The 13,101-nt window shown below is 63.2% G+C and carries 13 protein-coding genes; 6 read left to right on the top strand and 7 right to left on the bottom strand.

The window, feature by feature from the left end; translation table 11 throughout:
• Positions 1–72 precede the first annotated feature (72 nt).
• Both ILT44_RS02930 and ILT44_RS02925 read right to left on the bottom strand, forming a co-directional pair.
• Entirely contained in the window at positions 73–1,398 is a 1,326-nt protein-coding gene (locus ILT44_RS02930; RefSeq protein WP_204238067.1) for an AmpG family muropeptide MFS transporter, read from the bottom strand.
• 60 nt (positions 1,399–1,458) lie between these two features.
• A complete protein-coding gene (locus ILT44_RS02925; protein WP_204238066.1) occupies positions 1,459–2,283 on the bottom strand; it encodes an SIR2 family NAD-dependent protein deacylase in 825 nt (274 codons plus the stop codon).
• A gap of 131 nt (positions 2,284–2,414) precedes the next feature.
• On the opposite strand from ILT44_RS02925, the gene ILT44_RS02920 reads away from it, so the two are divergent.
• Positions 2,415–2,990 carry an NUDIX domain-containing protein gene (locus tag ILT44_RS02920; RefSeq protein ID WP_204238065.1) on the top strand — a complete coding sequence of 192 codons (576 nt, stop codon included), beginning with the start codon at positions 2,415–2,417 and terminating at the stop codon, positions 2,988–2,990.
• Between the two features lie 6 nt (positions 2,991–2,996).
• On the opposite strand, the gene fghA is transcribed toward ILT44_RS02920, so the two are convergent.
• Both fghA and ILT44_RS02910 read right to left on the bottom strand, forming a co-directional pair.
• Positions 2,997–3,842 (bottom strand): S-formylglutathione hydrolase, encoded by an 846-nt coding sequence (gene fghA / locus ILT44_RS02915; protein ID WP_204238064.1) that lies wholly within the window; start codon positions 3,840–3,842, stop codon positions 2,997–2,999.
• A gap of 15 nt (positions 3,843–3,857) precedes the next feature.
• The gene (locus tag ILT44_RS02910) at positions 3,858–4,970 is read right to left on the bottom strand and encodes an S-(hydroxymethyl)glutathione dehydrogenase/class III alcohol dehydrogenase (RefSeq protein ID WP_204238063.1); all 1,113 of its coding nucleotides are present in this window, start codon (positions 4,968–4,970) and stop codon (positions 3,858–3,860) included.
• Between the two features lie 112 nt (positions 4,971–5,082).
• Between ILT44_RS02910 and ILT44_RS02905 the strand changes: the two genes are divergently transcribed.
• On the top strand, positions 5,083–5,766 hold the full coding sequence (locus tag ILT44_RS02905; protein ID WP_372441121.1) for an MBL fold metallo-hydrolase: 684 nt from the start codon (positions 5,083–5,085) through the stop codon (positions 5,764–5,766).
• 221 nt (positions 5,767–5,987) lie between these two features.
• Here ILT44_RS02905 and ILT44_RS02900 read toward each other — a convergent pair whose 3' ends face one another.
• On the bottom strand, positions 5,988–7,454 hold the full coding sequence (locus tag ILT44_RS02900) for a catalase (protein ID WP_204238062.1): 1,467 nt from the start codon (positions 7,452–7,454) through the stop codon (positions 5,988–5,990).
• 93 nt (positions 7,455–7,547) lie between these two features.
• Between ILT44_RS02900 and ILT44_RS02895 the strand changes: the two genes are divergently transcribed.
• The 3 genes from ILT44_RS02895 to ILT44_RS02885 all read left to right on the top strand — a co-directional run bounded on the left by ILT44_RS02895 (position 7,548) and on the right by ILT44_RS02885 (position 9,931).
• Positions 7,548–8,468 (top strand): LysR substrate-binding domain-containing protein, encoded by a 921-nt coding sequence (locus ILT44_RS02895; RefSeq protein ID WP_204238061.1) that lies wholly within the window; start codon positions 7,548–7,550, stop codon positions 8,466–8,468.
• Positions 8,469–8,517: 49 nt separating this feature from the next.
• Positions 8,518–9,174, top strand: a complete 657-nt coding sequence (locus tag ILT44_RS02890; RefSeq protein ID WP_204238060.1) for a DsbA family oxidoreductase — start codon at positions 8,518–8,520, stop codon at positions 9,172–9,174.
• A gap of 94 nt (positions 9,175–9,268) precedes the next feature.
• Positions 9,269–9,931 carry a peroxiredoxin gene (locus tag ILT44_RS02885; RefSeq protein ID WP_204238059.1) on the top strand — a complete coding sequence of 221 codons (663 nt, stop codon included), beginning with the start codon at positions 9,269–9,271 and terminating at the stop codon, positions 9,929–9,931.
• A gap of 76 nt (positions 9,932–10,007) precedes the next feature.
• Here the strand turns inward: ILT44_RS02885 and ILT44_RS02880 are convergent, their stop codons facing one another.
• Positions 10,008–11,243 carry a YeeE/YedE family protein gene (locus tag ILT44_RS02880; RefSeq protein ID WP_204238058.1) on the bottom strand — a complete coding sequence of 412 codons (1,236 nt, stop codon included), beginning with the start codon at positions 11,241–11,243 and terminating at the stop codon, positions 10,008–10,010.
• Between the two features lie 207 nt (positions 11,244–11,450).
• Here ILT44_RS02880 and ILT44_RS02875 point away from each other — a divergent pair, with 207 nt between their 5' ends.
• Entirely contained in the window at positions 11,451–12,482 is a 1,032-nt protein-coding gene (locus ILT44_RS02875; RefSeq protein ID WP_204238057.1) for a cysteine synthase A, read from the top strand.
• 66 nt (positions 12,483–12,548) lie between these two features.
• Here ILT44_RS02875 and ILT44_RS02870 read toward each other — a convergent pair whose 3' ends face one another.
• A complete protein-coding gene (locus ILT44_RS02870) occupies positions 12,549–13,016 on the bottom strand; it encodes a hypothetical protein (protein ID WP_204238056.1) in 468 nt (155 codons plus the stop codon).
• Between the last annotated feature and the right edge of the window lie 85 nt (positions 13,017–13,101).

Raw genomic sequence — 13,101 nt, 5'->3', positions numbered from 1 at the left:
ATCAAGATGAGGCGCCATTCTGGTCCAACGATCCCGGGCTCTGCTGCGCAGCCCCGGGATGACTGTTTGAGCTTATGCCCGTGACCCGGCAGCGACGGCGGGCGCGGTGTCGTCCAGTTCCGCATCCCTCTTGGCGACCGTCTTCATGGTATCCCGACGCACCACGAAGCACAGGATCACCAGGGGGATGCCGATACTGGCCGTGGCTGTGAACAAGAGCGGATAGCCATAGGCATCCACCACAGCGCCGGAGGCACCGCCGATGAGCTTGCCCGGCAGGGCGTAGAGCGAGCTGAGCAGCGCATATTGCGTGGCGGCGAATCCCGGCGAGGTCAGGCCCGACATATAGGCAATGAGAGCAGAGCCAGCGAAGCCCGAGGCGAAATTGTCGATGCTGATCGAGAGGATGAACAGGAGCTTGTCGGCTCCCTCGAAAGCAAGCCAAGCGAACATCAGGTTCGACGAGGCGGCGATCACGGCGCCGACCAGCAGCGTCCACCACAGGCCGAGCCGTGTCAGCGCCAGGCCGCCCGCGAAGGCGCCGGCGATGCCGACCCAGATGCCATAGAGCTTCGACACATCGGCGATGTCGGTCTTGGAGAAGCCGAGGTCGATGTAGAGCGGGTTCGCCATGACGCCGGCGACGAAATCCGGCAGGCGGAAGCAGGCGATGAGCGCGAGGATGGGGATGAGGATCAGCCCCTTGCGCCGAAAGAGATCGGTGAGCGGCTCGATGATCGCCGCGCTGAAGGGGAGCCGCTCGCGCGCAGCGCTCTCGTTGCCGCGTGGGGCCAGGAGCGTGCCGACGAGCCCGACGCCCATGAGAACGGCCATGGCAAAATAAGCGCTGCGCCAGCTCATGAACTCCGCGATGTAGAGCGCGCCTGCGCCCGCGCAGATGAGAGCCAGCCGGTAGCCGAGCTGGTAGGAGGCGGCCATCATGCCCTGGCGCTCGGTGGAGGCCACGTCGATGCGCCAGCCATCGACCACCACGTCCTGCGTGGCCGAGGCGAAGGCGACGAGGAGCGCCGAGGCAATGGTGAGAGGGAGGCTGGTCTGCGGATTGCTCAGCGCAATGCCGACGAGGCCGAGCGCCGTGACGATCTGGGAGAGCGCCATCCAGCCGCGACGCCGTCCGAGAAGATTCGCGAGACCCGGCACATCGTAGCGATCGACGATGGGCGCCCAGAGAAACTTGAAGGAATAGGCCAGGGCCACCCAGCTCAGCATGCCGATCTCGGTCCGCGAGATCCCTGCCTCCCGCAGCCAGGCCGAGAGCGTGCTGAAGACGAGGAGGAATGGCAGACCCGAGGAAAACCCTAAGGGCAGCATGAGCGCAATGCGCCCGTCGGTCAGGACGTCGCGTAGCGAGAGACGGGGTTTTTGTGCTTCGGCCATGAAATCATCTTGAGATATGCGAAAGGCGGGCACATTGGCACAAGGCGGTGCCGGTGCCAATCAGACACCGTCATCGTCCTTCTCGACGGCTTTGCTGAGCTTGGCGAGGAACTTTTCCAGCGCCTTCTCCGGCGGACACTCCTTCTCCATCAGCACCTGCAGGCCCCATTGCTCCAGGACCGCCTGCTCGACCGGATTGGCCCGCAGCATGAATACGTAGGATTGCGGACGGTCGCGCTCGTAGCCCGATCCAGCCCAGGTCTTCCAGAGCCGGTGCATCAGGAAGCGGATGTTGAGATCCGTCATGCTGTAGCCGATGAACAGGATGGTCTTGCCCAGCGAATCCGAGCGGAACTTGATGTCGAGGGGTGATTCGAAGGACAACCGCTCGAGGTAATCGGTTTCTGCGATGACGATGGAGCCGTCGTCGTCGAAGTCGCCATGGTATTTCACGATCTGCGAAATGCCCTCGCGGATGCGCGCGATGTCCTTGGCGTTGACGATCTTCACATAATTCTTGCCGTGCAGGTCATAGGCGGTCTCCAGGTTGCGGTCGAAATTCGTGGTGTAGACGATCGGAAAGTCGAGCTTGCAGATGAGCTCGTGGACGCGGGACTTCTTCAGGGTCTCCTCGGGAATGCTCCAGTTCCGGTCCATCCAGCTGCGCAAGGGGCCAATGCTGCCCTGCTTAAGCCGGTAATATTCCGCAAGCGTCAGGTGGTTGAGATCCGTTCCCCTGAAGTCGGAGAGGTCGATGTTCAGCTCGTCGGCGATGTGCTCGATCAGGGTGCTCCAGGAGGGCAGGCCCACGGTCATGGAAACGCCCGCTCCGGCGAACAGGATCGCCTGCTTTGTCCTGATGGCGGAAACCAGATCCTCGAGCACGCCACTCTCCTTATATGTCCTGCCCTTAACGCACGAACCTGCCCTTAAGCTTCACCATGAGGCGAGGGATAACTTGAGCGTTTTGCGTGTTGTCATAGGGTGAAAATCGCAAAAGCAGGAAAGAGCAGGACGTGGCAGGCTACAAGATCAAGCAGGTCGAAACCCTCTACGAGGGCTGGCGCAAGCTTCTCAAGCTGACGGTCCAGATGCCGGACGGCCGAACCATGGCGCGGGAGGTTCTCAACAGCGCCGATGCGGCGGCCGTGCTTCCCTATAATCCGGAACAGCGCAAGGTCATCCTGATCCGGCAGTTCCGAGCGCCCGTCATGCATGTGGAGGGACATGCCGATTTCCTGGAGGCGGTGGCGGGCCTGCTCGACAAGGACGACGCGGAGACTTGTGCCCGTCGCGAGACCATGGAGGAGGCTGGCCTGCGGGTTCGGACGCTGGAGCCGGTGGGAAAGGCCTGGTCGGCCCCCGGCATGACCACGGAGCGCCTGCACCTGTTCCTGGCCCCCTACACCGCCGCCGACCGGGTGGGTGAGGGCGGCGGGCTCGCTGATGAGCACGAGGAGATCGAGGTGTTGGAGATCGGCATCGGCGAGCTCATGGGATTGATGGAGCAGGGCGCCATCGCCGATATGAAAACCCTTGCCCTTGTCCAGGCCCTCCAGCTCCGGCACCCAGAGCTGTTCCGGAAAGGATGAACCCGATCAGAGACCAAGCCGCTCGGCATGCCAGCGCAGGTGATCCTCGATGAAGGTGGCGATGAAGAAGTAGGAGTGGTCGTAACCCTCCTGACGGCGCAGGATCAGGGGCTGGCCGGCCTTGGCGCAGGCCTCCTCCAGCAGCTGGGGCTTGAGCTGGCTGTCCAGGAAACTATCGGCGGTGCCCTGATCGACCAGGAGGTCGGGCAGGCGGGCGCCGTCCTCGATCAGGGCACAGGCATCGTAGTCGCGCCAGGCCGACCGATCGGGGCCGATATAGTTCGACAGGGCCTTCTCGCCCCAGGGGCAATTCATCGGCGAAGCGATGGGCGCGAAGGCCGAGACGGCCTTGAATCGGCCGGGGTTGCGCAACGCAATGGTGAGCGCCCCATGCCCGCCCATGGAATGGCCGGTGATGCCCTGCCGGCTCATGTCCGCCGGCAGAGTGTCGGCGACAAGTTCCGGCAGCTCCTGCTCGATATAGGAGCGCATGCGGTAGTGCCTCGCCCAGGGCCCCTCAACCGCATCCACGTAGAAGCCGGCGCCGAGGCCAAAATCGTAAGCGCCGTCCGGATCGTCGGGCACGCCCTCGCCGCGCGGGCTGGTGTCGGGAGCGATCAGCATCAGGCCGAGTTCCGAAGCCACCCGCTGAGCGCCCGCCTTCACGGTAAAGTTCTCCTCCGTGCATGTCAGTCCGGAGAGAAACCACAGGACAGGCACCTTCGCATCTTTCGCCTGCGGCGGCACGAAGACCGCCAGCCGCATGGGCGTGCCGGTCTCCCGTGAAACATGGCGGTAGACGAACTGCGTGCCGCCGAAGCAGCGGGATTGCGAGACGGTCTCGAAACTCAATGCTCTGTTCCCTGATCAATAGACGATGACCGAGCGGATCGACTTGCCCTCGTGCATCAGATCGAAGGCGGTGTTGATCTCGTCGAGCGGCATGGTGTGGGTGATCAGGTCGTCGATGTTGATCTTTCCCTCCATGTACCAGTCCACGATCTTCGGCACGTCCGTGCGCCCACGCGCACCGCCGAAGGCCGTTCCCTTCCAGACGCGGCCGGTGACGAGTTGGAACGGACGGGTGGCGATCTCCTTGCCGGCCTCCGCCACGCCGATGATGATGCTCTCGCCCCAGCCGCGGTGGCAGCATTCGAGCGCCTGACGCATCACGTCCGTGTTGCCGGTGGCATCGAACGAGAAATCCGCGCCGCCGCCCGTGAGATCGACGATCGCCTGCACGACCTTGTCGTTGCCGACCTCCTTCGGATTGATGAAGTCGGTCATGCCGAACTTCTTCGCCATCGCGACCTTGGCCGGGTTGATATCGACGCCGATGATCTTGTCGGCACCGACCATGCGGGCGCCTTGGATCACGTTGAGGCCGATGCCCCCGAGGCCGAACACCACGACGTTCGCGCCGGGCCACACCTTCGCGGTGTAGATCACCGCACCGATGCCGGTGGTCACGCCGCAGCCGATGTAGCAGATCTTGTCGAAGGGCGCGTCCTCGCGCACCTTGGCCAATGCGATCTCCGGCAGCACGGTGAAGTTCGCGAAGGTCGAGCAGCCCATATAGTGGAACACCGTCTCGCCATCGCAGCGGAACCGGCTGGTGCCGTCCGGCATCAGGCCCTGGCCCTGCGTTGACCGGATGGCCGTGCAGAGATTGGTCCGGCGCGACAGGCAGGATTTGCAGCTGCGGCACTCGGGCGTGTAGAGCGGGATCACGTGATCGCCGGGTTTGAGCGTCGTCACGCCGGGGCCGACTTCGCGCACGATGCCCGCGCCCTCATGGCCGAGGATCGCCGGGAACTTGCCCTCGGAATCGAGACCCGAGAGCGTGTAGGCGTCGGTGTGGCACACGCCCGTCGCCATCACCTCCACGAGCACTTCGCCGGCCTTGGGTCCCTCGATGCGGATGGTCTCGATGGTGAGCGGCTTGCCAGCCTCCCATGCCACGGCGGCCCTGGTTTCCATGCTCGTGTCCTCGCTTGTGATTCGATGAGGGACTATGTGAACCGGGGCGACGCGAGGTCAAGTGAAGCGGGCTGGGAAGCCTTAAGGCTTCCCAGTTCCGTATTCGACGCTTATGTCTCATCCCGACGACAGGAAGGATTCCCTTGTGCCCGACATTCGCGCCGCCATCATTCCCGTGACCCCCTTCCAGCAGAACTGCACGCTGCTGTGGTCCGAGACAACGAAGAAGGCCGCCGTGATCGATCCCGGCGGCGATCTCGAGCGCATCCGCCAAGCCATCGCGCAAAGCGGGGTCACCATCGAGAAGATCATCCTCACCCATGGCCACATCGATCACGCGGGCGGCGCCGCCGAATTGCGCGAAGAACTCGGTGTTCCGGTCGAGGGGCCGCACGAGGCCGACGATTTTCTTCTGCAGCGTCTCGCCGAACAGGGACGGGCGTATGGCTTCGAAGCACGTCCCGTGACACCGGACCGCTGGTTGAACGAAGGCGACACGGTGAGCGTCGGCGATCTCACTCTCGACGTGCTGCATTGCCCCGGCCATTCACCCGGCAGCGTCGTTCTCGTGTCGAAAGATCAGCGCTTTGCCCTGGTGGGCGACGTGCTGTTCCAGGGCTCCGTCGGACGCACCGATTTGCCGGGCGGAGACGGCAAGGCACTGATCCGCTCGATCAAGCACAAGCTCCTGCCGCTCGGCGACGACATCACCTTCATCTGCGGTCACGGCCCCATGAGTACCATCGGGCAGGAGAGGCAGACCAATCCGTTTTTGCAAGGTGAGGGGTTGGTTTGAGAATTGCATCCGCAGTCGTTCCGGGGCCGCGCGAGCGGAGCCCGGAATCCATAACCGCTAAAATTGCAGATAGAGGTGCAACGCCGCTCATCTTCTCTTGAGCCGTCGTGGTTATGGATTCCGGGCTCGCCTTCGGCGCCCCGGAATGCCAGTGGCGTGACACAACGAAAAACGGCCCGGGATTTCTCCCGAGCCACTCGCTTTGCCCCTACGGATTTTTGTTATTCCGCAGCCTGGATCATCACTGCGCCCTTGAGGCCCATGCGGTCCGCCACGCCGAGGCCATAGGCCTTGTCGGCGAGATAGAAGTGGACGATCTGGCGCTTCACGATCTCCTCCGGTACGCCCCGCATCGCCTCCGCGATGTTGTCCATGAGCCGGCCCTGCTCGTCCGGCGTCATAAGGCGGAACAGGTCGCCCGGCTGCCTGTAGTCGTCGTTGCCGGCGCGGTGATCGTAGCGGTCGGCATCGCCCGAGATCTTGAGCGGCGGCTCCGCGGCGCGGGGCGTCTGCACCGGACCGTTGAAGGAGTTCGGCTCGTAATAGGCGTTTCCGCGGTCCGGGATGTCGAACAGCATGCCGCCGTCGGCATGGTAGTGATGCACCGGGCAGCGTGGGCGGTTGACGGGCAGCGCCTCGTAATGGGTGCCGACGCGGTAGCGATGCGCGTCCGCATAGGCGAAGATGCGGCCCTGCAGCATCCTGTCCGGCGAGAAGCCGATGCCGGGCACGATGTTGGACGGCGAGAACGAGGATTGCTCGACCTCGGCGAAGTAATGCTGCGCATTGCGGTTGAGCTCGAGCACGCCAACCTCGATCAGCGGATATTCCGCATGCGGCCATACCTTGGTCACGTCGAACGGATTGTAGGCAGTCTTTTCCGCGTCCGTCTCGGGCATGATCTGGACGCAGAACTTCCAGCGCGGGAAATCGCCTCCCTTGATCGCTTCGTAGAGATCGCGCTGGGCGCTTTCGCGGTCCTTGGCGATGATGGTCTCGGCCTCGCGGTTCGTCCAGGTCTTGATGCCCTGCATGGACTTGAAGTGGAACTTCACCCAGAAGCGTTCACCGGCCTCGTTGATGAACGAATAGGTGTGCGAACCGAAGCCGTGCATGAAGCGGTAGCCCTGGGGCAGACCGCGATCCGAGAACAGGATCGTCACCTGATGCAGGGTCTCGGGGCTGAGAGACCAGAAGTCCCACATCGCCGTCGTCGAGCGCAGGTTCGTCGCCGGGTGGCGCTTCTGCGTGCGGATGAAGTCGGGGAATTTCACCGGATCGCGCACGAAGAACACCGGCGTATTGTTGCCGACGATGTCCCAGTTGCCCTCTTCCGTATAGACCTTGAGGGCGAAGCCACGCACGTCGCGCTCGGCGTCCGCCGCGCCGCGCTCGCCGGCGACGGTGGAAAAGCGAAGGAACACTTCGGTCTGCTTGCCGATTTCGGAGAAGACCTTCGCCTTCGAATATTGCGTGATGTCGCTGGTGATGGTCAGCGTGCCGTAGCCGGCCGATCCCTTGGCATGGACCACGCGCTCCGGAATGCGCTCGCGGTTCTGATGGGCGAGCTTCTCGATGAGTTGGTAATCCTGCAGCAACAGCGGACCGCGGGAGCCGGCGGACAGGCTGTTCTGGTTGTCGGCAATCGGCGCCCCGGCCGTGGTGGTCATCGTCGTTGTTCTTGTCATGGTCGTCCCCATTCAGCGCCGCGCACCATGGCGGGGAGACGCGATAAGATCCAATTGTATTGATTGCAAAATGCGATCAGATATTCTTATGGCATGGTGACCCTCAGGCAGCTACGATATTTCGAGACGCTGGCACGGACAAAGCATTTCGGCCTGGCGGCCGATCAATGCGCTGTCACGCAACCGGCGCTTTCCATGCAGATCAAGGAGCTGGAGCGCGAGCTCGGCGTGGAGCTCTTGGAGCGGCGGGGCGGCTCCGTCGCCGTGACACAGGTTGGCCAGGAGATCGCAGCCCGCGCCGAAGCGATCCTGAACCAGGTGCGCGAGTTGTCGGATTTCGCGCATCAGCATCATGGCGTGCTCACGGGCCCCTTGCGCCTCGGGATCATTCCATCGATTGCGCCCTACCTGCTGCCTGACATCCTTACGGAGATCGCAAGGCAATATCCCGCCCTGGATCTTCAGATCCGCGAGACGCAGACGAACGCATTGCTCGAGGAGCTGATGCGCGGCGACCTCGACGCGGCTCTTCTCGCATTGCCCATCCAGCAGCCGCAGATCGAAACCATAGCCCTGTTCGAGGACCGTTTCCTCGTCGCGGTCCAAAGCCAGGCCGTGCAGAAATGGGCCACCTGCGATCTGCATGAGCGCATCGGTCAGGAACGCCTGCTGCTGCTGGAGGAGGGCCATTGCCTGCGCGATCAGGCGCTTCAGTTCTGCCGCATCGCCAACATGCAGGCACGGAAGGCCCTGGGGGCCGCTTCTCTGACCACCATCATGCAGATGGTGGCGGCCGGACACGGCATCACGCTGCTTCCGGAGCTGTGCGCCAAGTCGGAGGTCGACCGGCAGCGGGTGGCGCTCATCGAGTTTCCTGACGAGGCACCGACGCGCACGGTCGGCCTCGCCTGGCGCCGTACATCCACCCGCAAGAATGACTTCCTGGCCTTGAGCGGCCTGATCAAGTCACTGAAGAGTGAAGATGGAAGGTCACACGAATCTGCGAAACTCTGAAGCATTGGTTCGAAAGGTGAGATCATCCCCGGCGGAAAGGAGCGCACCGATGCCTGACGACAATCCCATCCGGATTCTGGTCTGGAGCGATTATGTCTGCCCGTTCTGCTATCTCGAGCGACCCGTCCTGGAGAGGATCCAGGCTGAGCTTGGCGACGAGGTCGAGATCGACTGGCGTTCCTTCGAGCTGCGGCCCGAGCCGGAGCCGACGCTCGATCCCAACGCGGAGTATCTGCACCGGGTCTGGAGCCAGTCCGTCTATCCGATGGCTGAGGCCCGCGGCCTCAGCCTGAAGCTGCCGCCGGTCCAGCCCCGCAGCCGCAGGGCCCATGAGGCCGCCGAGTTCGCCCGTGGAGCGGGTCTTCTGGATGCCATGAACCGGGCCCTGTTCAAGGCCTTCTTCGAAGAGGGCCGCGATCTGGCCGACCTGGACGTTCTCCTCGACATCGGCCGATCCGTCGATCTCGAAGCGGATGATCTGCGCGAGGCTCTCGCGAGCGGCCGGTACACGCAGCAGGTTCTGGAGGATCAGCAGCTGGCGCGGCAGATCGGTATTTCCGGCGTTCCTGCCCTGATCGTCACGGCCGGGGCGCAGGCCTATCTCGTCTCCGGAGCTCAATCCTACGAGACGGTCATGAGCGTGATCGCGCAAGCCAGGCGGGAAAGCACGAGCGGGAAATCCTCACGACTCTCCAGCGCGGAATAGCAGCACCTCGTGCCAAGGCCGATGCCGGCTCCCTGAAGTCTGTGGTATAGTTCATCCGTTCTTGAGGATACATGCTCTGCGAGAGGAGGTTTCCATGGCGCTCCAGCTTGGCGATGTAGCACCGGACTTCGAGGCTGAAACGACACAAGGGCGTATTCGCTTTCACGAGTGGATCGGAGATTCGTGGTGCGTGCTCTTCTCTCACCCGAAGGATTTCACCCCCGTCTGTACGACAGAACTTGGCTACATGGCCAAGATCAAGCCTGAGTTCGACCAGCGCAACGTCAAGATCATCGGTTTGAGCGTGGATCCCGTTGACAATCATGCGCGGTGGGCGAACGACATTAAGGAAACCCAGGGAAATGCTCCGAACTACCCCATGATCGGCGATTCCGATCTGCAGGTTTCCAAGCTCTATGGAATGCTCCCGGCGAGCACGGGCGGCAGCTCCGAAGGGCGCACCCCGATGGACAATCAAACGGTGCGCAACGTCTTCGTCATCGGCCCTGACAAGAAGATCAAGCTGATCCTGGTCTATCCCATGACGACGGGCCGCAACTTCGATGAGGTGCTCCGGGTCATCGACTCGCTGCAGCTCACGGCGAAGCACAGGGTTGCGACCCCCGTGAACTGGCGGCAGGGCGAGGACGTCATCATCGCCGGTTCCGTGTCGGATGATGAGGCGAAAAAACTTTATCCGGACGGATGGAAGGCTCCGCGGCCCTACATGCGCATCGTGCCTCAGCCGCGAGCCTGACAGGCGCCGCCACCCGTCGGCATCGCGGCAACGGATGAGAGGCTTTCCGGATGCGAGCGGAAAGCCTCTTTGCCTATCAGCAGCTGGTGAGCTTCACGCGTTCCACTTCGAGGCCGAAGAGCGGACGCACCCGAGTGCCGAGCACGTTGCCCGCAAAGGCCGCGACGAGCCAGACCCAACCGTGCAGGCTGCCAGAGGCGATGCCGGAGAAATACGCGCCGATGTTGCAGCCATAGGCGAGGCGGGCGCCATAGCCGAGGAGCAGACCGCCGACGATCGCCGCAATGGCGGAGCGCAGCGGCACCTTCCAAGTCGGAGCGAAACGTCCCGCCAGAGCCGCCGCCAGCAGGGCGCCGAGGATGATGCCGAAATCCATCACCGTCGTGATGTCGTTGAAGATGCTGCCGTTGAGCTCGGCCTGGCGGGCCGGCGTGGACCAGTAGGGCCAGCTCGTCACGTCAAAACCGATGACGGCCGCGATCTTCGAGCCCCAGAGCGCAAAGGCCGAGGTCACGCCCCAGGGACGACCGGCGAGGTAGAGCGTCACGAAGTTCAAGAGCGCCAGCGCGACCGCGCCCGCGACGATGGGCCAGGGACCGCGCAGGAAGCGGGCGAGACCTTGGCGCGGCGAAGGATCGGCCGTGATGAGGCGCCCATGACGGCGCTTCTCGGCCACCACGGTCACGACTGCGATGAGGACGAAGACGGCAAGCTGCACGGCGAGCGCCGTCCAGGGTCCCCAGACCTTGATGATCGAAATGGCAGGCAGGCTCGGAAGTGCCGTCCACCAATGCAGATGAGCAGCGCCGATGGCGGATCCGGCGATGAAGGCTGCGAGCGTGATCAGCATGCGGGTGGAGCCGCCGCCGACCGTATACAGCGTGCCGGAAGCGCAGCCGCCGCCCATCTGCATGCCGATGCCGAAGATGAAGGCGCCGAAGACCACGCCGATCCCCGCCGGCGAGACATTGCCGGCAACGCTCTGGCCGAAGAGGGTGCCCGAGGCGAGGACCGGGAAGAAGAGCACCGAGGCAATGGCTAGCATGACCATCTGCGCCCGCAGGCCCTCGCCGCGGCGGTCCGCGATGAAGACGCGCCAGGCCGAGGTGAAGCCGAAGGCGGCATGATAGAGCACAAGGCCGAGGGCCGCGCCGAGCACATAGAGGGCCGCCTGACGCGGGTTGATGATCGCGCCCAGGAGAGCCGCCCCGCCGATGATGCCGGCTGCGGCTGTAAAGGTAGCCGGAGCGTTGATGGTCAGGCTCGCGCGGTTTCCTTCGGGAAAAGGCGATGCCAATGCAGAGCTGGACATGATGGCTCCTAAAGCTGCGTATAAGAGAGTTGCCAGGCGCCTCATGCGTCTTGCGCAGCCAACATGGAGTTCGTTATAAAGAACGTCAAGATATGTAATTATCAGTAAATTTACATATATATAATGTGATTATAAGCCTGGGCATTCCTGGTTCAGGCCCTCAGGAATGTGAGGAAGCCTTCCTGCTCTGCAACGAGGTATGACCTGATGACGATCAAACCCGACGTTCCCGCCGCCATCGGCAACACGCCCCTGATCAGGCTTCGCCGCGCGTCCGAGCTCACCGGCTGCACGATCCTCGGCAAGGCCGAATTCATGAATCCCGGCCAGTCGGTGAAAGACCGGGCCGCGCTCTTCATCATCCAGGATGCGGTCAGGCGCGGCGCGCTGCGCCCGGGCGGCATCATCGTTGAGGGAACTGCAGGCAATACGGGCATCGGTCTGGCGCTTGTCGCCAATGCCCTCGGCTTCCGCTCCGTGATCGTTATCCCGGACACCCAGAGCCAGGAGAAGAAGGACATGCTGCGGCTCGCCGGCGCCGAGCTGATCGAGGTGCCAGCGGTTCCTTATGCCAATCCCAACAACTACGTGAAGGTCTCGGGACGGCTGGCGGAGCGTCTGGCCGCAGCTGAGCCGAACGGCGCCATCTGGGCCAATCAGTTCGACAACGTGGCCAACCGGCAGGCGCATCTCGAGACCACAGGACCGGAGATCTGGGAGCAGACGGATGGGAAGGTCGACGGCTTCGTCAGTGCAGTCGGCACCGGGGGCACCCTCGCCGGCGTCGGCATGGCGCTGAAGGAACGCAATTCGAAGATCAAGATCGCTCTCGCCGATCCCATGGGGGCGGCCCTCTACAGCTACTACACGACCGGCGAGCTGAAATCCTCGGGCTCGTCGATCACGGAGGGCATCGGCCAGGGCCGCATCACCGCAAACCTGGAAGGCGCGCCGATCGATGTCGCGTTCCAGATCCCGGACGAGGAGGCGGTGCCGATCATCTTCGATCTGCTGGAGCATGAGGGCTTATGCCTGGGCGGTTCGTCAGGCATCAATGTTGCCGGTGCGATCCGCCTCGCGAAGCAGCTTGGCCCCGGGCACACCATTGTGACCGTGCTCTGCGACTACGGAACGCGCTATCAGTCCAAGCTCTTCAATCCGGATTTCCTGCGCTCCAAGAACCTGCCCGTTCCCGCGTGGCTCGAGAGACGGAGCAGCATCGATCCGGGTCTTGTGTAGCGCAGGAACGTTACGCGTTCGAACGCATGCGCCACGCCTGGTTCCGTCAGGCGCGGCGTTTTTCAATCAAGCCGCCGACGATGTTCCGGTTTCCGCATTCGAAGCCGCCGGACTCGTGGATTCCTCAGGGCGCTGCTGCTGTTGCGGGCGGCTGAGATTGGCAGGTGAACGGCTTCCCGAAGGCGTTGCAGACTGCGTCGCAGTCGGGGCTTTCGCATGAACCGAGTGGAGATCGGCCTGGATGCTGTCGATCAGGTCGACGAGCCAGGCTTCGCCATTCTGGACGCGCTCCCGCAGAGCTGACTTCGCGATGTCGAGCTTCGCCGAGATCTCCATCGTGCTGCGCGACGGCAGATCGCTGAAATCCTGCTCGATGGTAGCCAGCTCGCGCAGCAGTTCATCCCGCAATGCGCGCTGATCCTCGACCATGATCAGCGGCGAGTTCAGCATGCCGCGCAAGGCAGCCCATCGCAGGCCGAGAGCGCTCACCGATTGCGTTCCATCGAGTCCTGACAGATTTTGGGATTCGGCCACGGTCATTTCCTTTTTGCGAGAACTCAGAATCGAGTCTTGGCAGAAAGGAGCATGCTTGTGGCGTGAATCGGGCAGCACCCTGCAA

It is taken from the genome of Microvirga arvi, assembly GCF_016892765.1.
In the GTDB taxonomy this organism is placed as follows: Bacteria; Pseudomonadota; Alphaproteobacteria; order Rhizobiales; family Beijerinckiaceae; genus Microvirga; species Microvirga arvi.
Note: the sequence above shows the minus strand (reverse complement) of the source record. Positions and strands in the feature narration are given on the sequence as shown.